Raw genomic sequence first — 23,751 nt, 5'->3', positions numbered from 1 at the left:
GGTCCATGCGCCGTGCGTGACGGCGGGTCAGAGGCGGGGCTCCCAGCCGACGGTGTCCCAGAAGCCGAGCTGGGCGAGCTTCGGGGTGCGGGCGACCTCGGCGATGCCGGGTCCGCCGAGGACGAGCGTGCTGGGCGCCCCGGGGGTGAACGGCGGCCAGCCGGCCGTGTTCGGGGTGTGGGGGACGGACGTACGGGCGAAGGCGGCCACGGCGTCGACGAAGACGTCGGACAGCAGCCGCTCGACGGGCCCGTCGCCGAAGACCGGGGCGAACTGCGGCAGCCGGTGGGTGCCGAACAGGAACGGCGAGGTCGCCTCGTGCGGGGTGCCGAAGTGGGGCGGCAGCACCGGGTGGGCGAACTCCATCGCGTACAGGGGGCTGGTGCCGAGCCGGGCGTGGCGCTCGGCGAACCGGACGACCTGGTGCCGGAAGAACGCGTCCCCCAGCACCTCGGTCCACAGGGACAGCGGGTCGGCCGGCAGACCGGCGTCCTGGGCCGCGGCCCGGTAGGCGCTGACGCAGGCGGCCGCGAGATCGTCGCCGGCGCCCGGCCGGCCCAGGTCCAGCACCTCGCGCACGACCCGCAGCAAGTCGGCGTCGTCGCGCGGGGCGGGTTCGGGCTGCGGGGAACTCGGGCCGGTGTAGAAGGAACCCTCGGTGCTGGTGTGGACCGACAGCACGGGCACGTCGGGCGTCGGCAGCAGGTGGTCGTACGCGGGCATGGTGCGCCCGTCCACGACCGGGCCGCGGTACCAGCGCCCGCTGCCGACGATCCGGTCCTCGGGCCGCGGGGCGAAGACCTCCTCCCAGGCCCCGGCGAGCGCGGCGGCCGGCACGGCCCGCAACCCGGCGACGGTGGTGCCGAGACGGCGGGCCACGGCCTCGTAGACGGTACGGGAGTCCTGCGGCGTCAGACAGGTGGCGGGCGGCGTGACGTGGCTGGGACTGATCGACACGATGCGCCGGATCAGGCCGCGCAGAGCGGGCAGCAGCGCCAGCTGCCAGGCCGCGGCGCCGCCCGCCGAGGTGCCGCACACGGTGATGTTGCCCGGGTCCCCGCCGAAGGCGGCGGCGTTGGCGTGCACCCAGCGCAGCAGCGCCTCCTGGTCCTGCAGCCCCCAGTTGGCGAAGTGCCCGGTCCCCGGGTCGGCCAGGTCCTCGTGCAGGCCGAACCCGAGAACACCGAGGCGGTAGTTGAAGGTGACGACGACCAGGTCGCCGCGGTGCGCGAGCCGCGCCCCGTCGTACGCGGGCAGACTGCCCGCCCCGGCCTGCCAGCCGCCGCCGTGGACGTAGACCAGGACCGGCCGGCTGCCGCCGGGGTCCGGCGTCCAGACGTTGGCGTACAGCGAGTCCTCACTGCTGGGCGGCACCGGCCGGTTGGGGATGACGCTCTGGAAGGAGACGTCGGTGAAGCGCACGGCCTCACGCACGCCGGACCAGGGCTCGGGGGGCCGCGGGGAGGCGAAACGCAGGGCGCCCACCGGCGGCGCGGCGTACGGGACACCGCGGAAGACGGCGACGCGGCCGGCGCGTTCGCCGGCCACCCGCCCGGCCGACGTGCGCACCACGACCCGGTTCCCGGTCACGGCGCGGGACGGGTCCGCGACGACGGCGGACACACCCGGACGCTTGCCTGCGACCTGCGGCTGGCTGGCCATGGTGGACTCCTCGGGCACTCGGACGGATCGGTCCGCCGATCCTGTTCCGCCGCTTCGGAGGTCGCCAAAGACCGTTCCGGCAATCCGTCAGCTGCCCCGCAGAGTCCGTCAGCTCACCGGCCGGATCGGCCGGTGAGCTGACACAACGGGCGATGGGTTTCGGACAGGTCCCCGCCCCGTCCGTACACTGCGCCGCTCCCCGCGCTCACGCGGGCACGGCGGTCACCTCCGCCGCCGGCTCGGCCGTGCCGGACAGCACCGCGACCGCGTGGGCGGCCGAGGCGAGGGTGGCGTGCCGGTGCCAGCCGTTGAAGGAGCGGCCGGAGAAGTCCTTCACCCCCACCCGCTCGGCGATCCTCGCGAAGTCCTGCTCCACCCGGCGGGTCGCCCGGATCAGCCGCAGCAGCTGCGCGGGGTGCAGGTCGGTCATGTTGGTCAGCCACAGCTCGCCCGGCCAGCGCCCGCCGTTCTCGCCGACGCCGAGGAGCACCAGACCGCCGTGCCGGGAGGGCCGACGGGAGGCGCGCTGGGGCAGCCGCACCTTGACGGCCGCGGTCAGACCCGCGTGCACACCGTCACCGTCCGGCCCGCGCTGGATGACCGGCTGGCGCAGCGGACGGGCCACCAGCATCAGCTGGTGCGCCGTCATCTCCGTCTCGGCGGTCGTACGGGGCAGACCCGGGTCGACCGCGGCCACCCGCAGATTGGCGCTGACCCGCAGCAGCATCGGCGCGCCCGCGGCCCGCAGCCCGCCCACGACCCCCGCGACGTCGGCCTCGCGGGCGTCCATGACGGCCGGGCGGGCCGGCAGGCCCCAGTCCCGGACGGTGCCGCAGTAGGCCTCCACACAGCACTGGTCCATGGTCTCGGGCGAGGCGCTCTCCGGGATCGACGCCTGCCGGCGCCGGGTGGCGTCGTCCAGCCACGCCTCCGGCAGGTGCAGACGCCAGTTGACGGGAGTGCTGTGCTCGTCCGACACCGCCCACACCCCGACGGCCTGCTGCGCGTTCATCATCTGCCCGCGGGCGGGGTCGAAGCGCCGGTCCACACCGACCGAACTGTCGCCCGCCTTGGGTATCACCATCGGCCGCAGCACATAGGCGCGGGCCGGCACGAGCTCCTCCAGATGGCGGGCGAGAGCCCGGCGGACGGGACTCCAGTCCCAAGTGGAACCGCTGATGAAGTGGTGCAGGCTCTGCTCCGCCGCCTCACCGCCGAACAACGAGGAGATGTTCCGTATCGACTTGCGGCCCTCGACACCGAGCAGGCCCTGTACGTACTCCACGCCCCGGCGCCGCTGGTCGCTGCGCGGCAGGGACTCGAAGAGCACCGTGCTCAGCTCCTCCAGGACACTCCCGGGGGAGACCCCCGGTGCCGGGGGGAACAGCTCGTCCTGCATGGTGCGCCTGTGCAGCCTGGTCTGCATTCCGTCCCACCTCGCCACTCGTTCCCGACTGCGTGCTCAGGCAGCCTCGGACGGGGCGTCCAAGACGAGACCAAGGCGCGGCAAACGTGCTGGTCAAGAGGATGTTTCGAGGCTACGCGGGCACGGGCGGGCACGGCGGCGCGGTGCGCGGACAGGCCAGGTACGGTGCGCGGTTTCGGCAGCCGGGGAGAGGAACGGCCCCTACGTTGACGCACGGAAAGTGGTGGCAGTGGGCGAACTCTCTCCCGGAGGCCGTATGTCCTGCTTCGACTCACGGTTCGCGTCGCGCCCCGGATACGCGCGCATGTTCCGCCCCGGCGCCCTGACCCTGGGCGTGTTCCTCCCCCTGGAGCCGTACGACGGCCCGGTGGCCCGGCCGGACGCCGCCGAGCAGGCCGAACGCGCCGTCCAGGCCGAGCGCGCCGGGTTCGCGGCCCTGTGGGCGCGTGACGTCCCGCCGCCGGCCGCGGCATCCGGCGACGCCGGGCGGATCCACGACCCCTGGACCCGGCTGGCCCGCATCGCGGCGCGCACCTCACGCATCGCCCTGGCCACCGGCTCGACCGTGCTGCCGCCGAGCAGGTCCGTCGACACCGCGAGGTCCGCCGCCGCCCTGGACCTGCTCAGCGGCCGTCGCCTGGTGCTCGGCGCGGCCGCCGGGGACCGGGACGCGCGGCTCCCCGCGCACGGACCCGACGGCGACGACGGCGGGGCGCTGTTCCGCACCGCCGTCTCCACCCTGCGGCGCCTGTGGGCGGAGGACTCCCGGGCCGTCGACCCACACCACGGCGCCTCCGGTGACCGCATCCCGGTCCTGGTGACGGGCCACAGCCGGCAGAGCGTGCCGTGGATCGCCGAGCACGCCGACGGCTGGCTCATGGAGCCGCGCCCGCTGATCCAGCAGTGCCGCACGACGGCCCTGTGGCAGAAGGCGGTCCACGACGCGGGCGAGCCCCGCAAGCCGTTCGCGCAGTCGCTCCGCCTCGACCTCGTGGACCGGTTCGACGCCCGCCCCAGCACCATCCCGCTCGGCTACCGGACCGGGCGGCGCTATCTGCGCAGCCATCTGGAAGGGCTGCGGGACGCCGGTGTGCACCACGTCGTGCTCGACCTCCGGCACGGCCGCAGGCCGGCCGCCGAGGTGCTGCGGGAGCTCGGCGAGTACGTCCTGCCGCACTTCCCCGCGCACGAAACGCGCGAGCAGGCGCCGACGGCGTCCGCCGCCTGAGGCCCGGGCCCCGCCTCAGGTCCCGTTGCGCGCCGGCTGCGGTGCGCCGCAGCGGCGGCAGACGGCCGCGTGCCGTGCCGCGTACTCCTCGCCCGGGTGCCGGCCCACGGACCGGGCGGACCCGCACGGCGGGTCGAGGTCGATCTCCACCCCCGCGGGCACCATCAGCCAGCGGGCCGGTGTCATCTCGTGCTCTTCGTGCCGCATACCGCCTCCTCACCTGGACCGTGCCGTACCGGCGCGTCCGAACGGGACCGCCTCGCCCAAAGTGGACCCGTCCGGTCCAGGCCCGGTGAAGCCACGGTCAACGACCTGGCCGGGCGCAGCGTGCCGTGGCCGCCCTGTCGGAGGGCGAGGGCGCCGGTCACGGGGCGGAGCGACACCTCATTCGGCTCCGACCAGCCGAACGGCGAGCCTCGGATATTCACTCAACGCATACGTGCGCGCACTCTCCGTGCGGTACTGTCGCAGCAAATCGGCCCCCGCAACGGCTGCAACCGTCCGCGAGGGCCTTGAACCACCAGTGGAAATGGACTCCACCGTGATTTACCGGCACAGTATCGCGCCCCCGAGCGGCTTCTCCCAGTTCTCCCACGACCTGATCCGGCACCCCCGGCTGTCCTCCGACGCCGTGCGGCTGCTGACCTGGCAGCTCTCCCTCCCCGACGGGGCGCGCGAGTCGTTGTCGCGCACCGCCGAGCGCGCCCGCATCGGGGCGTGCGCCTTCACGCGGGCCAAGCGGCAGCTCAAGGAGGAGGGCTTCGTGCACGAACGGCGGCTCCAGGGAGCCGGCGGCCACTGGGTGACCCAGCAGCTCGTCTCCAACGTGCCGTTGAACGCCGCCGAGGCCGCCAAGATCCTCGCCCGGATGCCCGTCCACACCCCCTCCGCCGACGCGTCACCGCAGGTCGCGCCGAGTCCCCGCATTCCGGCCGTCGGTGCTCCGACCCCTCCGCTCACCGACGGCTATCCAAGGAAAGACCCTGGAGAAAACACCTCCCACCATCCCGCCGAGCCGGAGCGGAAGCCGGAGCGGCAGCCGGAGCCGGACCCTGAGCCCGCCCCGGAGACGACCGAGGTCCCCGAAGCCGCCCGCGCCCTCGTCGCCGCCCTCCCCCACCTCTCCCCCGACCTTCGCCGCATCCCCCGGGGCATGCACGACGAACTGACCCGCCTCGTCTCCCACTGGCTCACCGCCGGCCACACCCCCGCCGCCGTCCGCACGCACATCCTGCGCGGCCTCCCCGACGACGGCACCCCCGTCCACCGCCCCGGCGGCCTCCTGCGCTACCTGCTCCGCGACGTGCCACCTGTGCAGCCCCCGTCCGGCACCGCTCCTGCTGCCGGACGGCCCGCCCTTGCCCGCTCGTCCGGTCGCCTCGCCACCCTCCGCGAATGCGAGGGCGACCACATCCAGGCGACCCTCTTCCGCCCGATCGGCGACGAGACACGGTGCCCCCGCTGTCTCACCCCACCACCTCCCCGGGCTGCCGTGGACACCGTCGGTACAGGGGCCTGACACATGACCTGCCATGACGAAACACGACCGTTTCCGCACCACCGCGCCTGGACCCCGCGGGACCCCGAGACCCTGCGTGCCCGGCTGGACGCGGTCCACGGCGAGCTCGTCGTGCGGTTTCCGAACGCGTAGGTGGAGAAGCTGCGCACGCGGCTCGGGAGCGGGAAGTCCGTGCCGTGGGTTCGACCCCGCGTCCAGCGGCGTCAAGGCGCGCAGCCTGTTCTTGCTGGAGGCGCCAGGACGGAAAGTGATGGGTGCGGAGGCCGGTCTGCCGTACGCGAGTCCCTGCATTTATGACGTCAGGGCACTGCACGGAGAAAGAAGAAAGGGGCAGCGGCCGTTAAACGGCGGGTGCCCCTTTAAGTCTGCTACCACGGTAGCACGAGTCCGCTCGTCCGCGATGGCAGATCCCGTCCTCCGCTAGGGTGCTGCGATGGTCATGGCCTCCGCTTCAGACCCCTATGCCCGGCATGTGCTCGCCCGGATGACGGATTTCTTCACCGACGAAGGCACGCCGTGGGCGCGCCGTCTCTGGGACATAGGTTCGGTGCTGGCCCTGGAAGAGCTCTGGGAGGCCGGCTACTGGCAGGCCCACGGGGTACTCTCACCGGCCGCGTGTGACTGGCAGCGTATCCAGCTCGGTGCTCTGATCGGCCCTGACCGAGGTCTTGGAGACAAGGAGCTGCGCAAGGAGCTCACCAGCCTGCTGAAGCAGCCGTTGCCGGATCCCAGTCCTGGACGTCGTCGGCTCAAGGAGATCATCGGCCATGTCCGCTCCGGTTATCTGGAGCGGTGGGCGACGGCGGTCAGTGCTCCCGCCGATCAGCGCGTCAAACCGGAGAGGTTCTCCCGAACCGTGGCCTCTCACCTTCTCGACCTGGGTTACAGCGCCAGCTACCTGAAGGCCTGGGCGAAAGACCTGTACGGTGCGCACGCCACCATGGCCGACACGGCGGCTGCGGCAATTGAGCTGGCTCGTGCGCAGGCCCGCACGTACGACGTTCTGGTGGCGTTGGAGAAGGTGCCCCGACGGGAGCTCGCCGAACCGCTGGAACACTGGTACGGCAAAGGCAAGGTGGTGGCCTGGCTGCGCGAGCACGGTCACGACACCGCGGGCATCCGGCCCGGCGGCGGGTTCGTCTACCGGTTCACGGCTCTCGATCCCTTCAGCGCCGCTGAACAGGCTCGGCAGATGCTGGAGCGGATGACAGCCCGTTCCCAGTTCTTGCGCCGCGACCGGGGCGGTGTGAAACCCCTCCCTCATATCTGGGTCGCTGGACACCCACGTCCCATCCCGCTCGATCCTCCCGCGCGCGGCGCGGATGTTCTGACCCTGGTCAACGAAGGCCACCTGTACAAGGTCGCAGGTACTCGCAGTCGGACCGACGACGCCCTGGAGCTCGCGGCCGCGGTCAACCGAGGTCCACTGGCTCCGGCCGTGGCGGGCGCCTGGGCGGCCATCGAGTCGTTGCTGTCGAACCCCGATGACCCCAAGGGGGAGGGCGAGCGGTCCGGTAAGGCGGTGGCGGCAGACCGCATGGCGGCCATCATCGCGTGTTCCTGGCCCCGGGCCGAGCTCACTGCCCTCGCGCACCGGCACAAGCCACGCGTGCTGGACGGACTCGCCCGGGATATCGCAGGATGCACCACTAATCAGGAGCGGGCCCGCGTGGTCGCAGAGGCCCTTCTCGCTCACGGGGCCACGGCACTGGACTTCACCGGCGCCTCCACGAAGTACAGCGACCGTCCTGCCGCGCAGCGCATGGCGGACCTGGTGCAGAATCCGCGCCCGGTTCTGAGCGATGTCGCCGGTGCCTTCCGTATCGCGCTCCGGCGCCTGTATCGGACCCGGAACATCATCCTGCACGGCGGCGCGACCCAGGGCGTGGCGCTGGAAGCCTCACTCCGCACCGCTGCCCCGTTGGTCGGCGCGGGCCTGGACCGGATCATCCACGCCGATTACGTCGAAGGCCTCGATCCGCTCGATCTGGCCGCCCGCGCCGATGTCGCCCTGACTCTCGTCAACGGCGAAACCGGGCTCTCCGTCGTGGACCTCCTCGAGCCCGCTTGACCACGAGTACGGCTGTGGCGGACGACGGTGCGGCACTGGCCCGGAGCGACAGGGGCGCGCTTCCGGCGTTGTCGGTGCCGCCTGACAGGATGCGCGCCATGGGAGCGAGAGACGACAGCGACGAGGCGTACGTGATTGGTCTGTGCGACCGCATTCTCGGCGAACAGGCCCTGACGCAGCACCGGTTCGACTGGCTGCGGGGCGACCCGGGGGCAGGGGCCGTCAGGTCCGGCTGCCGGTCGACGCGTACTGGCCGGGCCATCGGCTGGTGGTCGAGTACCGGGAGCTCCAGCACGACCAGCCGGTGCCCCACTTCGACAAGCCGGACCGGCTCACCGTGAGCGGTGTCCACCGGGGCGAGCAGCGGGCCCTGTACGACGCCCGCCGCGACACCGAGATCCCCGCCCACGGGCTGCGGCTGGTCGTGGTCCGGCCGGCCGACCTCGACGCGGACGGACGCGGCGCAACCAGGAGGCCGACCTGGCGGCACTGCGGAAGATCCTCGCCCGGGACAGCGACGAGGACCGGATCACCGACGCCTTCCGCACCTGGCTGCTCGCCGAGGGCTGGACGCCCGTCGAGCCCACGGACCGTTGGACCGACCTCGAAGCCGTGCGCGGCGACGAGCGACTGGTCTGCGAGGCCAAGGGCCGCACCAAGGAGAAGGGCATCGACGCCGACATCGCCTACGGGCAGCTGCTGCGCCGCATGACGAGCCGGGACGCCCGTATACGGTACGCACTCGTCGTGCCGTCCTCGTCCGTCAAGGCCGTCGAGCGGGTTACGGCGCACGTCCGCGAGCTGTTGCGGATCGACCGCACGTCCAGCGGGACATATTCAAGATCCCGCGCCCTGATGCCCTGCGCGTCCTGTACCGCCTGGCCGAACTCCAGAAGGCGATGGACGCCGGGGACACGGCGGCGTTCGACGTGAAGGCCCTGCGAGGGCACAACGCCCGGTGGCGGCTCAGGGTCGGTGACCACCGGGTCGTCTGCACCGTCGAGGACGGCCGGCTCGTCGTGTGGGTCCTGACCGTGGGCAACCGCCGCGAGGTCTACCGCCAGGTCCCCTGAAGCGTCAGCGACTCGCATGGTCCGCACCGGGCTGTCCGGCGGTCGCCCCCACGGGCGACCGCCGCGGCGCGTCACGCACGGGCCTCCAGGCGGTGGGCGCGGGCGCTGAGGTGGCGGCGCTCGGGGGCGCTGGTGGTGCGGCGGGCGGCTTCGCGGTAAGAGGCCGCCGCGGCCTCGTGGTCGCCGAGGAGTTCGAGGAGGTGGGCGCGGGTGGCGAGCAGCCGGTGGTGGCGGGCCGTGCGGCGGTCGGCCTCCAGTGCCGTGACCAGGTCGAGTCCCGCGGCCGGGCCGTGGACCATGGCGACGGCGACCGCGCGGTTGAGGGTGACCACCGGATTCGGCCCGAACCGTTCCAGGAGCTCGTACAGGGCGAGGATCTGGGGCCAGTCGGTGGCGTCGGTGTCCTCGGCCTCGTCGTGCACGGCGGCTATGGCCGCCTGCAGTTGGTACGGGCCGACCCGGCCGAGCGGCAGGGTCCGGCTGATCAGGTCGACCCCCTCCGCGATGAGCCGGCGGTCCCACCGGCCGCGGTCCTGTTCCGCCAGCGGCACCGGTTCCCCGGACGGGCCGGTGCGGGCGGGGCGGCGCGCGTCGGTGAGCAGCATCAGCGCGAGGAGGCCCGCGGTCTCGGTGTCGTCGGGCACCAGGCGGTGCAGCAGCCGGGTGAGCCGGATCGCCTCGGTGGACAGTTCCGGCGTGGTCAGGCCGGCGCTGTGGGTGGTGGTGTACCCCTCGTTGAAGACCAGGTAGAGCACGTGGCGCACCTCGGCCAGCCGCTCGGCGAGATCGGCCCCCTCCGGTACGGACAGGGGGATGCCGGACGTCCTGATGGTCTGCTTGGCCCGGCTGACGCGCTGGGCCATGGTCGCCTCGGGCACCAGGAAGGCCGCGGCGATCTGCGCGGTGGTCAGGCCGCCGACCGCGCGCAGGGTCAGCGCGATCCGGCTGGCCGGTGACAGCGCGGGGTGGCAGCACAGGAACAGCAGGGCCAACGAGTCGTCCCGGTCCGCGTCGGGCACGGTGTCGGCGGCGTGGCCGAGCAGTTCGGCCTGCGGGGTGGCCAGGGCGAGGGCGTCCTCGCGGCGCCGGCGGGCGCTGTCGCTGCGGACCTGGTCGACCAGCTTGCGGGAGGCGACGGTGAGCAGCCAGCCCCGGGGGTTGTCCGGGACGCCGGCCTCGGGCCACTGCAGGGCGGCGGCCAGCAGGGCTTCCTGGACCGCGTCCTCGCACGCGTCGAAGACGCCGTGGCGGCGTACGAGCGCGCCGAGGACCTGCGGCGCCAGCTCGCGCAGCAGGTCCTCGGCGGGGTGATGCGCGGCGGTCACACGTCCGCCGCGGACTCGTGCAGCACCGGCCACAGCTCGACCGGCTCCACGTCGGCGAACGGCATGTCCGCGGCGATCGCCTGCGCCCGCTCCAGGCTGTCGCAGTCCAGCAGGTAGAAGCTGGCGATGTACTCCTTGGTCTCCAGGTACGGGCCGTCGGTGACCGCCGGGACGCCGTCCTCGCGGCGCACGAGCTGGGCGTTGGCCGCGTCCGCCAGACCGTAGGCGCCGAGGAGCTCCCCGCTCTCGCGGTACTTCTTGTTGAACGCCTCCTGCTTGGCGATCGCCTCCGGCCACGCCTCGGCCGGGAAGGAGTCCCACTTGGCCTGGTTGCCGTAGATCATCGCGACGTACTTCATCCCGGGTGTGTCCCCTCACTCCCTCGCGCCCCGTCGGCGCGCTGTCACCCCTCAGTCGGAGCGGGAAACGGGTCCTCGACATCCGACGAGAACTTTCTTCGAAAACTTTTTTCGCGTCCCGCCGACCGCTCCGCACACCAGAGCGGCACGAGCGGTCAATCTACAACCTGGCGGCTCTCCAACGGTGTTGACCTGCCCCGATGGCGCCCGGGCCGGAGCGCGGGTGGGGGACCGTGCCGTCCGGCCCAGGGGCCACCGGGGCAGGCGTGGAGCGCTCGTGAGGAAGCTCAGCCGGTGGAGGTCAGGACCCCGGCGACGGAGCGGCCGCCGAGCGCGCGGTCGGCGCCCGGGAGGACGTGGAGTTCCGCGTCGTCGGGGGAGGGCAGGGACATCCGGACCAGGTCCGGCAGGCGGAGGGTGAGGGCCGACGGGTCGGCCTGGTCCGTCCGCACCACCACGTGGTGGTCGAGCAGCCGGCCCATCAGCGACTGCACGGCCCAGGTGTCGCCGGGCAGCACCCGCCCCGCCTCGTCCATGTCGAAGGAGTCCGCCCCGGTCGACGCCAGCAGGACCAGCGCCCGGCGCAGCGACACGGGCAGCCGGGCGACGGCGGCCGACGCCCGGGCCAGTACGTCACAGGCCTCGTCGTGCAGTTCCGCCGCCAGGCGGCCGTCGTGCACCAGCCCCAGGGCCAGGTCGGGAAGCGTCCACATCGGACGGGCCGCGAACTTCTCGCCCACGGCGCGCAGGGTGAGGGGGTAGTGGCCCATCAGTTCCGTCACCTCGCCCACGGCGCCGGGCCCGCCGGTCATGCGCTCGGGGCCGGCGACGCCCGCGAAGAAGGCGGCCGCGTCCGGGGCCGACAGCGGCCCCAGCGACAGCGGCCGGGCGCCGGGCAGGCCGGGCAGCCGGACCCGGGAGGTCACCAGTACCAGACTCGCGTCGTCGGCCGGCAGCAGCGGCAGCACCTGGTCGGTGCCGGCGGCGTCGTCCAGCAGCACCAGCAGGGACCGCCCGGCGCTGAACGCCCGGAACATCCCGGCGAGTTCGTCGGTGTCGTCGGGCAGCTCCGTCAGGCCCGTACCGCAGTCCCGCAGCAGCCCGCGCAGCACGGAGGCCGCCGTACGGGGGCGGTCGTCGCCGCCGTGCAGCCGGGCGTGCAGCACCCCGTCGGGGAAGTCGCCGGCCAGCCGGTGCGCCCCGTGCACGGCGAGCGCGGTCTTGCCCACCCCGACCGGGCCCAGCACCACCACGACCCGCGGGCCCGCGCCGTGCGCCCCCGGTGGTGTCCCGCCCCTGTCCCCGTCCCCGCCCTCGCCCGCCAGCGCGGTCAGTTCGGCCAGTTCCCGGGCGCGGCCGGTGAAGTCCGGGGTGTCCAGGGGCAGCCGGCCGTGGGCGGGCCGCGCGGGCTCGGGCACGGGGGCGGCGGCCGGCGCTGCGACGGGCACGGCCTCCGGCCCGGGGAGCGTCTCGTTCAGCACGTCCTGCTGGAGCCGCTGGAGCCGCTCGCCCGGTTCGATGCCCAACTCGTCGACGAGCCGGCGGCGCAGCCGTGCGAACGCCTCCAGGGCGGTGGCGCGCTGCCCCGACCGGTGCGCGGCGAGCATCAGCTGCGCGACGAACTCCTCGTTGAGCGGGTGGTCCGCGGTGAGCTGCCGCAGTTCTCCCATCAGCGCGCGGTGGCGGCCGAGCTGCAGGTCGGCGGTGATGCGCAGCTCCAGCGCACCGAGCCGGGAGTCGGCGATCTGCGCGATCCGCGCGCCGAGGAGCACTCCCGTCTCCAGCCCGGCGAACGGCTCGCCGCGCCACAGCGCGAGCGCCTGGCGCAGCAGCGTCGCGGCGGTGCGCGGATCCCCTTCGCTCAGTGCGGTGCGGGCGCGCGCGACCCCGTGCTCGAACTCCCACAGGTCCAGTTCCCCCGGCCGGAGGTCGATCCGGTAGCCGTTCGGGCCGGTCCGCACCCGCTCGTCCGGATCCCCGGGGCAGCGCAGCGCCTTGCGCATCTGGTAGACGTACGTCTGTACGGTCTTGCGGGCCAGGCGCGGCGGTTCGGTCTCCCAGAGCTCTTCGATCAGGGCCGAGGTGGACACCAGGCGGTTGGCGTTGAGCAGCAGCACCGCCAGGGTGCGCCGGGCCATCGGCGCGGTGGGCGTGCGGTCCTCGTCCTGCGAGCGGATGTCCAGCGGGCCGAGCACCCCGATCCGCAGCGCACCGCCGTCGGCGGCGGTGCGTGCCGTGTCTGTCATGCCGTCCTCTTCCTTTCCTGCCCGCGCTGCGGGCCCCTCGCTCACGACGGCAGTGGGGTGCCGGTCCGTGGGTGTGTGGTCGGTCCGGGCGCGCCCTGCCTCGTACCACTGCCGCAGCCGGGTCCTGCGGAGCTTGCCGATGCCGGTCCTGGGGACGTCCTGGGCGTCCACCGGCACCACGCGGGCCACGGACAGTCCGAGGCGGTCGGCGACCCGGGCGCGGACGGCGGCTTCCGCCTCGTTCGGCGCGGTGCCGGGACGCGGGTGGTAGAAGACGGCGAGCTCGTCGCCGTCGGCTCCGGTGACCGGGCAGGCCACGGTGTGGGACGGGGTGACGAAGTCCAGTTCCTCCACCGCGGCCTCGATCTCGTGGCTGTGGCAGCGCACGCCGCCGCACTCGATCAGGTCGTCGGCGCGGCCGGTGACGGTGAGGACGCCGTTCTCGACGAACGCCAGGTCCCCGGTGCGGAACCAGCCGTCCGCGGTGAAGGAGCGGCGGGTGTGCTCGGCGTCGTCGAGGTAGCCGCCGGTGACCGAGGGGCCGCTCACCTGGAGGTGTCCCACGGTGCCGACGGGGACCGGTGCGCCGTGGTCGTCGACGCAGCGCACGGCGGTGCCCGGGTGGGGCCGTCCGGCGGGCACGTAGCGGTCGTCCCCGGTGTCCAGGTCGGACAGCCTGCAGTCGACGACGCCCGCCGCGGTCTCGGACATCCCCCAGCCGGGGAACATCGCGTCCCCGGGCAGGCGGAAGGGGGCGAGCAGGGCCATGAAGCGCCGGACGACGGAGGCGTGCACGGCCTCGCCGCCGTTCATGAGGTAGCGCAGGCAGCTCAGGTCCCAGGTCCGGCCGGCGAGCCGGTGCGCCTGGTCGTTGACGAGCGAGAAGGCGAAGTTGGGCGCCCAGGTGGTGCAGGCGCGGTGCCGGTCGACCAGGGTGAGCCAGCGCAGCGGGTCGGCGAGGACCCAGTCCCGCCGGGCGTGCACCTGGTGGGCGCCGAGGTAGACGTCCCGCACGTGGAACAGCAGCAGTCCGCCGGCGTGGTCCAGCGGCATCCAGTTGACGGTGCGGGTGGCGGCGCCGAGGCCGCCTGCGCGGGCGGTGGCGGCGCTGCGGCTGAGGATGTTGCGGTGGGTGAGCGTCACGGCCTTGGGCGCGCCGGTGGAGCCCGAGGTGAGCAGCAGGACCGCGAGGTCGCCGGGGCGGGCCGGGTGCCGGTGGTGGTCGGGTGCGGCGGCGCGCAGGTGGTGCGGGTGGCCGAGCCAGGCCCTGCCCCAGCCGGAGTGCGCCCGGGTGGTCGCGAGGACCCGCTGGTCCCGGCCGGTGACGACCCGGGGACGGCCGTGGCGTTCCCACACCGCGTGCAGCAGGCCGGGCCCGGCGGCGCGGTCGGCGCCGGCGCCGACGAGCAGCGGGACGAATCCGCCCAGCACGCACGCCCAGAACACGGTCAGCAGCTCGGGTTCGTCGGCGATGTGCAGGACGACCCGTTCCCCGGGGCGGACCCCGGCCTCCCGCATCCCGCCGAGCGTCCGGGCAGCCTCCTCGAGGAGACGTGCGTAGCTCCAGTGGGTCTCGCCGCCGTCGGCGCCGACGAAGCACAGGCCCCGGGAGGGGGAGGCGAGCGCGGCCCGCACGAGGGCGTTGCCGAGCGTGGCGCACTCCGGCCGCGGGGCGGGCCCGCCGTCGAGCAGGGAGAGCCCGGCCGCGGTCATGAGCCGTTCCGCTCTCTGCGGTACTCACGGGGGGTGATGCCGTAGCGGTCGCGGAAGAGCCGGCTGAAGTGGGACGCCCCGTACAGTCCGGCCCGCTCCCCGATGAGCGCGACGGGCAGGTGGTCCAGGGAGGCGTCGGCGAGTTCGTTGCGGCAGCGGGAGAGCCGTTCGTCGCGTATCCAGCGGGCGGGGCTGATGCCGTGCTCCTGGAAGATCTTCTGCAGGTAGCGCAGTGAGATGTTGTGCTCGCGGGCGATCGTCACCGGGCTCAGACCGGGGTCGGCCAGCCGCTCGCGCACATGGGTCTGGATGTTCAGCATCAGCGTCTGCCGGGCGATCTGCGGGTCCTCGGCGACCTCGCGCATGCGCTCCGCGAAGAGCGCGGCGGTCAGCCCCGCGACGCTGCCGCCGAGCAGGTCGACCGCGGTCTCCACCTCCCTGCCGTGCCGGCCGAGCCCGTCGAGCAGGGAGGACAGCAGGGCGGCGAGCCCTTCGGCGCCGGACCACGGCCGGGCCGTCAGGGGCTCGGCGTCGTGGGCGGTCAGGCCCACCAGACGGTGCGTCACCATGATGTCGACCAGGCGGAAGTTCTCCGGCATGACCACCTTGTAGGGGCGGGTGCTGTCGAAGCAGACGAGGTTGGGGGCGCGTACGATCCCGTGCCGGCCGTCCTGGAACACCCAGACCGTGCCGGTCAGCGGCCGTACCACGCGCAGGCAGCCCGCCGTGCGCGGGTCGATCTGCCGGGCCGGCCGGATCAGTTCCCTGGGGCCGTCGCCCTTGACCAGTGCCACCCGCACCCCACCGAACTGGTGGGTCCGCACGGTCCCGTCGACCGGCTCGTCGTGTCCCCTGACGATCTGCACTCCGCTGCGGCCGGCGGGAAGGGGCCCGGCCAAGGCGTGCGTCGGCTTCAACTCGTCGATGCGTGGCACCGCATCAGCCTCCATCCGTGCGTACGGGACGCAGCCGGCCACCCCCGTGGGCGCACCGTCACCTCACCCTCAGAGAAACATACCCGCATGCTGGTATCGTAGCAATATCGGAGGCTTCGATGACCCGCAAGCCGACACACGTTCGATCGGGCGGGTTCGTGCGGGGAGCCGTCGGTGGACCTCGCGCGCAGGTCGATGCAGGTGACCGTGAGGCCGGCGATCAGCAAGGCCGTACGGGCGGGGCGACGGCGGCGTGGACGACGTCGACGAGGGCGTCGTCGAGCCCGTCGGCGCTGCCGCCGTATCCCGGATGGCCGAGCAGGGCGAGGCTGAGAACGCCGGAGAGCAGGCTCAGGACGCCTTCGTAGGCGATCGCGACGGCTGCGAGGACGCGTCCGGCCCGGGCGTGGGTGAGAGCGAAGGAGCGCCTGAAGGGGCCGGCGCCCTCGCCGGCGGAAGTTCCACCGAGAGACCTGTGACGAGGACGGCCGGTCTCCCACCGCGGCCGGCCGTGCCGAGAACGGTGACGCACCGAGGGCGCGGAGCGGGTGCCGGCGGCGTGGGACCGGTGGGTTCGGTACGGCCCTCGAGGGCGGGCCGGACGCCGTCGAGCCGTGCCGGCCGGCGGACCGGGCGGAAGCCGATCGCTGTGGCACGGATGACATGCCTCCATTTATGTCGGCTGCCGCCCGGGGAGGGAGGGGCGCGGGCTCTGGAGACCGGGGCCCGAGGACGGTGCGCTCCCTCTCCTCAGCCGAGCGGGTGAGGAGAGGGAGCGCGGTGGAGTTCTTCCGCCGCCCCGCGCAGGGCGGCCCCGACGAGGTGTGCCGTCCGGCGCTGCCGGCGGGCGGAGCGGGCCAGGTCGGCCGCCTCCGCGGCGGCGGTCAGCTCGCGGTAGCAGAGGCCGTACGAGGGCAGCGCGTCGAGGGTCCGCCAGGCGCTCGCGTCGTCGTGGCCGTGCGCCCCGGGCGGCGCGTCGGACATCAGCCGGTGCGGGCGGGCGCCCTGCCCTGCGAGCGCGCGCCAGCGCCGCGAGCCGTGGACCTCCTCGCGCATCCGGCGCGCCAGGTGGACGGTTGCGGCCGCCACGCCCGCCGGCCGGGCCGGGTCCGCCCCCGCCCCGTCCAGGCCCGCGGTCGTGAGGGAGACGGCCGACGGGACGGCGGCCGGGGCGAGCCCGTCGGCCGCGGCGCGCTCCAGCCCGGTCAGCACGGCGTCGACGAGGCGGGCGTACCGCTCCAGGGAGGCGACGGACACGGCGTGCACCCCGATGCCCTCGGACAGGCACGCGGTGATCGCCTCCAGCCCCGGGTCGGTGGCCGGGACGCTGATCATCAGGTTGGGCCGGCCGACGGCTTCGTGCAGGGCGCGCGCCCCCGCCTCGGTGGCGCCGGAGGAGTGGGCCAGGGCGGTGGGGACGGCGGCGCAGACGTGGCCGTCGGCGCGGCCGGAGGCCTCGTAGCGGGGCCGCAGCCGGTCGGCGGCCCGGCGCGCGCCGTGGGCGACCAGTTCGGCGAGCGCCCCGGCGACCGGGCGTCCCCGCCGGGCCAGCGCGCGCAGGTGGGCGTCGTACCCGGGGTACGCCACCGTCGCGCCGTCCGTGCCGTGGGCGTGCAGCAGTCCGTCGAGCGGGCCGTCGGCCGCCCTGTCCCGGACGGCGGACGCGGTGAGCAGCGCTGCGGTCATGGTGCCTCCTTGGGGTGCGGCCGCCGGGCGGCGGGGGACGTCGGTCGGCGGGGGCCGCCGTGGTCCCGGGAGAGGAGCAGCAGGGCGGCGGCGTGGGCGGTCGAGGCGAGCGTGATGTGGCGGTGCCAGCCGGCGAAGGTGCGGCCCTCGAAGTCGTACAGGCCGCTACGGCGGCCGGTCCCGGCCGCGTCCCGGGCGACCCGCGCCGAGGCGGCGGCCAGCTGGATCAGGGCGCCGGTGGGCCAGGTGGTCAGGTCGGTGAGCCAGAAGGCGGTGTGCAGCGGGCTGAGCGGGTCCTTCTGGGCCAGCAGCAGCTGTGGGCGCTGCGGCCCGGGCGGGGTGTCGGCCGCCTGGCACGGCATCCGGGCGACCTCGTGCCGGCCCGCCCAGGGCTCGGGGGCGCGTACGCGGCTGAAGCGGCGCGGCGGCAGGCCGCCCGCCAGCCGGCGGGCGGTGATCAGCCGGCCGGTGGCGCGGCCGTCGGCGGTGAGGGGGGTCAGCAGCTGCGAGGCGCTGACGCGCAGGACGTAGGGGAAGTCCTCGGCGCCGAGCAGGGCGGCGACCCGGCCGGCCGAGGCCTGCCGGGCGTCCAGGAGGACCGGGCGGTGGGGCGCCCTCGTGGTGCGGGCGGAGCCGAGGAGCAGCTCGAGACCCGCCTCGAGGGGGTCCAGGGCGACCGTGCCGGCGGGGATGCCGGCCTGCTCGCGCAGGCGGGCGTCGCCCAGCCAGCGGGGGCCGAGCCGCAGGTGCCAGTCGACCGGGTAGCCGCCGCACTCGGAGGCGGCCCACAGCCCGACGGCCCGCTGCGCGGTGCGGGAGCGTCCCGTGCGCGGGTCGGCGACGTGGTCGGCTCCCACTCCGCCGTGTCCGGCGCGGGGCATGGTCGCGGTGCGCACGACCCAGGCGCGGGGCGGTGCGAGCGCGCCCATGTGACGGGCGAGCGCGGCGCGCACCGGGGCCCAGCTCCAGGTCGAGTCGCTGATGAAGTGGTGCAGCCGCTGGGCGTCGGCCGGCACCCCGGTGTGCGAGGCGATGTTGCGGATGGTCTTGCGCCCGCTCGCCGCGAGCAGCCCGCGCAGGTACAGCTCACCGCTGCGCCGCTGGTCGCGGCGGGCGAGGGAGTGCAGGACCCCGTGGGAGAGGCCGGCGAGCACCTCGGCTTCGGGGCCGGTGCCCGCGGTCGCCCCGTGACCGGCGCGGGGGAGGCCGTCCGGGCCGGCGCCGGGCCGGACGCCGGCGCCGGTGTCCCGCAGGGCGGCCGCGGGCCCGCTCACCTGCCGACCCGGCCGTAGGCGGCGTCCAGCAGCCCGGCCGCGGGGTCCTCCAGCAGGCCGGGGCGGCCCGGCGCGTCCAGGACGACGAACCTGAGCCGGGTCCCGTGGGCCGTGCCGTCGGAGGCGAACGCGGTGCGCAGCCGCTCCCAGGCGTAGCGGGGGTAGGACGTCGGCAGGCCCAGCGACTCCAGCAGGTCCCGGTGCCGCGCCACGTGCCCGTCGTCCAGCCGTCCCGCCGCGCGGGCGAGTTCGGCGGCGAACACCATGCCGATGGACACGGCGCGGCCGTGTCCGACGCGGTAGTTCTCCGCGTGTTCGACGGCGTGGGCGAGCGTGTGGCCGTAGTCGAGGAACTCCCACGGGCCCTCGGCCGGCGGGGCGCCCGCGACCACGGCGGCCTTCGCGCGCATCGCGCCCTCGATCAGCTCCCGGGACCGCGCGTCCGCCGGGTCGGCGGCCGCCCGCGGGTCGTCCTCGATCAGGTCCAGGAGGGCGGGATCGCCGATCAGGCCCGCCTTGACGACCTCGGCGAGGCCGTCGGTGTAGTCGGCGCGCGGCAGCTGGGCCAGCAGGTCCAGGTCGCACACCACGCCGGCCGGCCGGTGGCGGACGCCGACCAGGTTCTTGCCCTGCGGGATGTTGAGGGCGGCGCGGCCGCCGACCGCGGCGTCGACCATGGCCGCCGGTGTGGTGGGGGCCAGGACCAGGCCGATGCCGCCCTGCCAGGTGGCGGCGAGGACGCCGGCGAGGTCGACGGTGGCGCCGCCGCCGAGGGCGATCACCGCGTCGGAGCCGGTGAAGCCGGACTCGGCGAGCTGCGACCACAGGTAGACGAGGACGCCGGCGTCCTTGGCCCCCTCGCCGGGCGGCACCACCAGCGGCAGCACGTGGCGGCCGTGGCGCTCGAGGTCGCCGGCGATCCGGTGGCAGGCCGCGGCCAGCTTCGGGGGGTGGACGAGTGCCACGCGCCGCACGTCCTCGCCGAGCATGCGCCCGGCCTGCTCGTGCAGGCCGCTGCCGACGACGACGGGGTACGGCGCGGGGCCGGCCGCGAGCAGGGTGGTGGACGCGGCGGACGACTGGATCGGAAGGGTCACGTTCTGCCTCATTTGACGGCCAGGTGGGTGAGATAGGCGTGGTGGTTGCGGGTGGTCTCCGGCACGCTGTCGCCGCCGAACTTCTCCAGGGCGGCGTCGGCGATCACCAGGGCGGTCACGGCCTGGGCGACCACGGCGGCGGCCGGCACCGCGCACACGTCGGAACGCTGGTGGTGCGCCACGGCGGCCTCGCCGGTGGCCGTGTCGACGGTGGCCAGGGCCCGCGGCACGGTGGCGATCGGCTTCATCGCGGCGCGCACCCGCAGGAGTTCGCCCGTGGAGATGCCGCCCTCGACACCGCCGGAGCGGCCACTGGCGCGGCGTACGCCGTCGTCGGCGGGGACGATCTCGTCGTGCGCCTCGGAGCCGGGGACGGCGGCGAGGGCGAAGCCCGCCCCGAACTCGACGCCCTTGATGGCCTGGATGCCCATGAGGGCGCCCGCCAGGCGCGCGTCCAGCCGGCGGTCCCAGTGCACGTGCGAGCCGAGGCCCGGCGGCAGCCCGTGCACCAGGACCTCGACGACGCCGCCGAGGGTGTCCCCGGCGCGGTGCGCCCGGTCGACCTCGGCGACCATGGCCGCCGACGCGGCGGCGTCGAAGCAGCGCACGGGGTCGGCGTCGAGCCGCTCGGTGTCCTCGGGGCCGGGCAGCGCGGTGGACGCGGAACGCCGGGTGCCGAGTGCCACGACGTGGCTGGCCAGCCCGATCCCGTACGCCTGCCGCAGGAAGGCCTCGGCGATGCTGCCCAGCGCGACCCGGGCGGCGGTCTCGCGGGCGCTGGCCCGCTCCAGGACCGGCCGGGCGTCGTCGAACCCGTACTTCTGCATGCCGGCCAGGTCGGCGTGGCCGGGGCGGGGCCGGGTGAGGGGGGCGTTGCGCGCCTGGCCGGCCAGGTCCTCGGCGGGGACCGGGTCGGCGGCCATCACGGTCTCCCACTTCGGCCACTCGCTGTTGCCGACGCGGACGGCGAGCGGGCTGCCGAGGGTACGGCCGTGCCGTACTCCGCCGACGAAGTCCACCTCGTCGCGTTCGAACTTCATGCGCGCGCCGCGCCCGTGTCCCAGGCGGCGGCGGGCGAGGGCGTCGGCGACCTCGTGGGTGGAGGTCCGCACACCGGCCGGCAGTCCCTCGAGCACGGCGGTCAGGGCCGGCCCGTGCGACTCGCCGGCGGTGAGCCATCGCAAAGCAGACAATGCACTTCCTTCGGTGGGGTGCGGAGCGCCGGAGCCGGCGCGGGAGGACAGGGGCGGGCACCACCGCGCCGGCTACTCCTCGAGCAGGTCGGGCTGCTCGGCGACGATCTCGTCCCACAGCAGCTGGAAGCTGAACCGGCCCAGCTGCCGGTCCCCGAAGCCCTCGCGGGCGGCCAGGGCCTGTTCGTGGGTGAGGGCCTGCGGGGTGCCGGCGGCCCGGGCGAGCAGCTGCACCTGGGCGCAGCTGTCGTAGGTGAGGAACCAGTGCACGGCCTCGTCCAGGGAGCCGCCCACCGTGATCAGCCCGTGGTGGCGCAGCAGGACGGCCAGGTTGTCGCCGAGGCTCTCGGCGATGGCGCGGCCCTGGGCCACCGAGACGGAGGGGCCCCGGTAGTCGCCGTAGAGCGCCTGGCGGCCGTAGAACGCGGCGGACTCCTGGTCGACGGGTTCCAGGAGCCGGCCGAGCGCGCCCAGGGCCCGGGAGTGCGGGGTGTGGCCGTGGGCGGCGGCGGTGGCGTCCGGGTGCAGTGCGTGGATCTGCGAGTGGATCACGAAGGCGCTGGGGTTGACCGGGTGGCGGCCGCTGACGACGTGCCCGGCGGGGTCGACGCAGATCAGGTCGGCGACGCGCACCCGGTTGAACGAGATGCCGAAGGGGTTGACCCAGAAGCGGTCCCGGTGCTCGGGGTCGCGCACGGAGATGTGGCCGGATATGCCTTCGCCGAACCCGTGCTTGCCGAACAGTCTCAGCGCGGCCGCGAGCCGCTGCTTGCGGTGGCGGCGGGCCTCCTCGTGCGTGGCGAAGTACGGCTCGCCGGGGATCGGCAGCCCGGTGGCGGTGTCGGCCAGGTGGGCGGGGCGGGGCTCGGTGGCGGTCGTGCTCATGTGCGGGTGGGTCCTTCCTGTAGGGCGGTGACCGGTCCGGCGGCCGTCAGGCGGCGACCGGTTCGGCCTCGCCGCGGGCGGCCTGCACGGTGGCGGAGTGCTCGAGGATCGCGGCGACGATGTCCTGGCTGCGGTCGACGAGGGAGGGGATGCCGAAGGTGAAGAACAGGGCTCCGGCGGCGATGTTGCCGAGCCCGTACAGCCGTGGGTCGGGCCGGCCGTTGCTGGTGAGCCGGCTGGTGGCGCGGGCCAGCTGGAGCCCGCCGTGCGGGTGGCGGCTGGCCGCGCGGGCCCGGATCAGCGAGGTGACCAGGGGCATCGCGCCGGCGGGGATGCGCCCCTCGGCGGCGTTGACGGCGCTGATCACCCGGTCGGCGCGGAAGGCGGTGCCGTCGGCCGCGAGCACGTCGAAGCCGCCGTCCTCGGAGGGGGTGACGTCGAGCAGGCCGGAGAACATCTCCAGCTGCCCCGCCTCGACCAGTTCGAGCAGGACGGCGGCGCTGCCCGGCGGCATCGGACAGCACAGGCTCATGATGGTGCGGTAGTGGGCGCGCAGGAGCCGGATCTTCTCCGCCTCGCGCAGCAGCGGCCACACGTCGGGCCCGGTCTCCGGCACGGCGCGCTGCAGGATGCGCAGGCCCGGCCGGGGCGAGTCGACCTCGTCGATCTGCCGTCGCAGCCGGTCGACCGGGTCCTCCAGGTCGACGCGGACGATCTCGTGGATGACGGCGTCCAGGTCGGCCCCGGCGTCGCGGAACTCCGCCCGCAGCACCGCGGCGACGTCCTCGAGGGCCAGCTCGCGCCGGCCCCTGGCCGTGCCGCGCATCCGGTCCGGCGTCAGGTGGCGCAGTTCCACGTGGACGGGCCGCTGCCGCACGCCCGGCAGCACGCCGCGCCGCGACAGCAGGCTGACCGGGCCCTGGTGGCCCCGGGAGACCAGCGACAGCACGATGTCCACGGCCGTCAGACCGCTGCCGATGACGGCGACGTGTTCGTCCTCGCCGATGTCCCCGAGCGCGCCGGAGACCGGGTAGGGGTCGCCGACGAAGCCGGGGACGCCGCCGAGACCGTAGACGTCCTTGGGGCTGTCCCCGCCGACGGACAGCACGACGTAGTCGAAGGCGCGGGAGGAGCCCGGGCCGGTGCGCAGCAGCACCCGGTCGGGCAGCCGGGCGGCGGAGGTGACGGCCTCGCCGATGATGTCCACGCGCCAGCCCCTGCGCCGCAGTTCGGCGAGGGCCGCGTACGCGGACTCCTCCAGGTAGGCGCCGTAGACCGGGCGGGGAGCGAACCGGGCCCCCGACATCCGGTCGACGCCCTGGCGGACACCGGTGACGCGGTCGCGGGTCTCCAGCCAGCGTTCGAAGTGGCCCGGGTCGCCGGCGCGTACGGACATGTCGTCGGGGGGCGCGTTCACGCGCAGCGTCTCGGCGTCCACCTGGTAGGCCCGGCCGCGCCACAGATGGGGCGAGGGCTCGAACACGGTGATGCCGCCCGGGTCGCCCTCGCTGCGGGCCAGGGCGTCGATCAGGCAGACGGTCGCCGCGCCGCCGCCGACGACGCCGATCGAGATTCCAGAGGACATGTGTCAGTCACCTATCGGTATGCGGAGGGCTCGGGCGGGGAGGCCGGGAACCCGGCGCCGGACGGATGCGGGACGCGGCGGCGGCCCGCCCCTGCCGCGGACGGCCGCCGCCGGGCCTCACCGGGGGTGGCGCGGGCGCCGTTCCCGCAGGGGCTGTTCCCGTGCCGGTCGTCCCGGCGGGGGCCGTCCTCGCGGGGGCCGGGCCCGGTGGGAGACGTTCCCGCGGCGGTCATGCCCGCGAGGGTTCGAGCGGCACGGAGGCGAGGGAGCCGACGGTCGTCGCGCCGCGCCGGCGGGCGGCCCGTTCCTCGCGGTGCGGGCCGCCGGGGGCGTCGACGGCGCCCGCCGTCCGGTCCGCTGCTGGGGCCTGGCCCATGATGGATCCTCTCCGGGTGGGGGACGTGCGGCGCGGGGTCCGCGGACGGAGCGCACGGGAGACGAACGCGGACGTCCGACGGCGACGGGAGCGATCCG

General features: G+C 74.8%; 19 protein-coding genes. 4 read left to right on the top strand and 15 right to left on the bottom strand.

What is annotated here, in order from left to right:
- Positions 1–27 precede the first annotated feature (27 nt).
- Both ACZ8ZB_RS35280 and ACZ8ZB_RS35275 read right to left on the bottom strand, forming a co-directional pair.
- Positions 28–1,662: a carboxylesterase/lipase family protein gene (locus ACZ8ZB_RS35280; protein WP_470741861.1), complete on the bottom strand. Its 1,635-nt coding sequence runs from the start codon at positions 1,660–1,662 to the stop codon at positions 28–30.
- Positions 1,663–1,867: 205 nt separating this feature from the next.
- Positions 1,868–3,088, bottom strand: a complete 1,221-nt coding sequence (locus ACZ8ZB_RS35275) for an IS701 family transposase (RefSeq protein ID WP_470741860.1) — start codon at positions 3,086–3,088, stop codon at positions 1,868–1,870.
- A 304-nt stretch (positions 3,089–3,392) separates the two neighbouring features.
- On the opposite strand from ACZ8ZB_RS35275, the gene ACZ8ZB_RS35270 reads away from it, so the two are divergent.
- Positions 3,393–4,316, top strand: coding sequence for an LLM class flavin-dependent oxidoreductase (locus tag ACZ8ZB_RS35270; protein ID WP_470741859.1), 924 nt, complete (start codon positions 3,393–3,395; stop codon positions 4,314–4,316).
- Between the two features lie 15 nt (positions 4,317–4,331).
- Here the strand turns inward: ACZ8ZB_RS35270 and ACZ8ZB_RS35265 are convergent, their stop codons facing one another.
- Entirely contained in the window at positions 4,332–4,523 is a 192-nt protein-coding gene (locus tag ACZ8ZB_RS35265; protein ID WP_470741858.1) for a hypothetical protein, read from the bottom strand.
- Positions 4,524–4,845: 322 nt separating this feature from the next.
- Between ACZ8ZB_RS35265 and ACZ8ZB_RS35260 the strand changes: the two genes are divergently transcribed.
- The 3 genes from ACZ8ZB_RS35260 to ACZ8ZB_RS35250 all read left to right on the top strand — a co-directional run bounded on the left by ACZ8ZB_RS35260 (position 4,846) and on the right by ACZ8ZB_RS35250 (position 8,979).
- Positions 4,846–5,835: a hypothetical protein gene (locus ACZ8ZB_RS35260; RefSeq protein WP_470741857.1), complete on the top strand. Its 990-nt coding sequence runs from the start codon at positions 4,846–4,848 to the stop codon at positions 5,833–5,835.
- Positions 5,836–6,268: 433 nt separating this feature from the next.
- Entirely contained in the window at positions 6,269–7,906 is a 1,638-nt protein-coding gene (locus tag ACZ8ZB_RS35255; RefSeq protein WP_470741856.1) for a hypothetical protein, read from the top strand.
- A gap of 833 nt (positions 7,907–8,739) precedes the next feature.
- The gene (locus ACZ8ZB_RS35250; protein ID WP_470741950.1) at positions 8,740–8,979 is read left to right on the top strand and encodes a type II toxin-antitoxin system RelE family toxin; all 240 of its coding nucleotides are present in this window, start codon (positions 8,740–8,742) and stop codon (positions 8,977–8,979) included.
- A 71-nt stretch (positions 8,980–9,050) separates the two neighbouring features.
- Here ACZ8ZB_RS35250 and ACZ8ZB_RS35245 read toward each other — a convergent pair whose 3' ends face one another.
- The 12 genes from ACZ8ZB_RS35245 to ACZ8ZB_RS35190 all read right to left on the bottom strand — a co-directional run bounded on the left by ACZ8ZB_RS35245 (position 9,051) and on the right by ACZ8ZB_RS35190 (position 23,653).
- Positions 9,051–10,304 carry an RNA polymerase sigma factor gene (locus tag ACZ8ZB_RS35245; protein WP_470741855.1) on the bottom strand — a complete coding sequence of 418 codons (1,254 nt, stop codon included), beginning with the start codon at positions 10,302–10,304 and terminating at the stop codon, positions 9,051–9,053.
- On the bottom strand, positions 10,301–10,663 hold the full coding sequence (locus ACZ8ZB_RS35240; RefSeq protein ID WP_402693294.1) for a YciI family protein: 363 nt from the start codon (positions 10,661–10,663) through the stop codon (positions 10,301–10,303). The genes ACZ8ZB_RS35245 and ACZ8ZB_RS35240 overlap by 4 nt, the downstream gene beginning before the upstream one ends.
- Before the next feature lie 287 nt (positions 10,664–10,950).
- Positions 10,951–14,622: an AMP-binding protein gene (locus tag ACZ8ZB_RS35235; RefSeq protein ID WP_470741854.1), complete on the bottom strand. Its 3,672-nt coding sequence runs from the start codon at positions 14,620–14,622 to the stop codon at positions 10,951–10,953.
- The gene (locus tag ACZ8ZB_RS35230) at positions 14,619–15,557 is read right to left on the bottom strand and encodes a helix-turn-helix domain-containing protein (protein WP_470741853.1); all 939 of its coding nucleotides are present in this window, start codon (positions 15,555–15,557) and stop codon (positions 14,619–14,621) included. Before ACZ8ZB_RS35230 ends, ACZ8ZB_RS35235 begins: the two co-directional genes overlap by 4 nt.
- 220 nt (positions 15,558–15,777) lie before the next feature.
- Positions 15,778–16,089: a hypothetical protein gene (locus tag ACZ8ZB_RS35225; protein ID WP_470741852.1), complete on the bottom strand. Its 312-nt coding sequence runs from the start codon at positions 16,087–16,089 to the stop codon at positions 15,778–15,780.
- Between the two features lie 218 nt (positions 16,090–16,307).
- Positions 16,308–17,243, bottom strand: a complete 936-nt coding sequence (locus tag ACZ8ZB_RS35220; RefSeq protein ID WP_470741851.1) for a transaldolase family protein — start codon at positions 17,241–17,243, stop codon at positions 16,308–16,310.
- Entirely contained in the window at positions 17,240–18,517 is a 1,278-nt protein-coding gene (locus ACZ8ZB_RS35215) for an IS701 family transposase (RefSeq protein ID WP_470741850.1), read from the bottom strand. The genes ACZ8ZB_RS35220 and ACZ8ZB_RS35215 overlap by 4 nt, the downstream gene beginning before the upstream one ends.
- Positions 18,514–19,614 carry a 3-dehydroquinate synthase family protein gene (locus ACZ8ZB_RS35210; protein WP_470741849.1) on the bottom strand — a complete coding sequence of 367 codons (1,101 nt, stop codon included), beginning with the start codon at positions 19,612–19,614 and terminating at the stop codon, positions 18,514–18,516. Before ACZ8ZB_RS35210 ends, ACZ8ZB_RS35215 begins: the two co-directional genes overlap by 4 nt.
- An 8-nt stretch (positions 19,615–19,622) precedes the next feature.
- The gene (aroC, locus tag ACZ8ZB_RS35205) at positions 19,623–20,798 is read right to left on the bottom strand and encodes a chorismate synthase (RefSeq protein WP_470741949.1); all 1,176 of its coding nucleotides are present in this window, start codon (positions 20,796–20,798) and stop codon (positions 19,623–19,625) included.
- 81 nt (positions 20,799–20,879) lie between these two features.
- On the bottom strand, positions 20,880–21,692 hold the full coding sequence (locus ACZ8ZB_RS35200) for a class II aldolase/adducin family protein (protein ID WP_470741848.1): 813 nt from the start codon (positions 21,690–21,692) through the stop codon (positions 20,880–20,882).
- 46 nt (positions 21,693–21,738) lie between these two features.
- Positions 21,739–23,277, bottom strand: a complete 1,539-nt coding sequence (locus ACZ8ZB_RS35195; RefSeq protein ID WP_470741847.1) for an FAD/NAD(P)-binding protein — start codon at positions 23,275–23,277, stop codon at positions 21,739–21,741.
- Between the two features lie 229 nt (positions 23,278–23,506).
- Positions 23,507–23,653 (bottom strand): hypothetical protein, encoded by a 147-nt coding sequence (locus tag ACZ8ZB_RS35190; protein WP_470741846.1) that lies wholly within the window; start codon positions 23,651–23,653, stop codon positions 23,507–23,509.
- Between the last annotated feature and the right edge of the window lie 98 nt (positions 23,654–23,751).

Source organism: Streptomyces sp. 12E (assembly GCF_055633275.1).
Note: the sequence above shows the minus strand (reverse complement) of the source record. Positions and strands in the feature narration are given on the sequence as shown.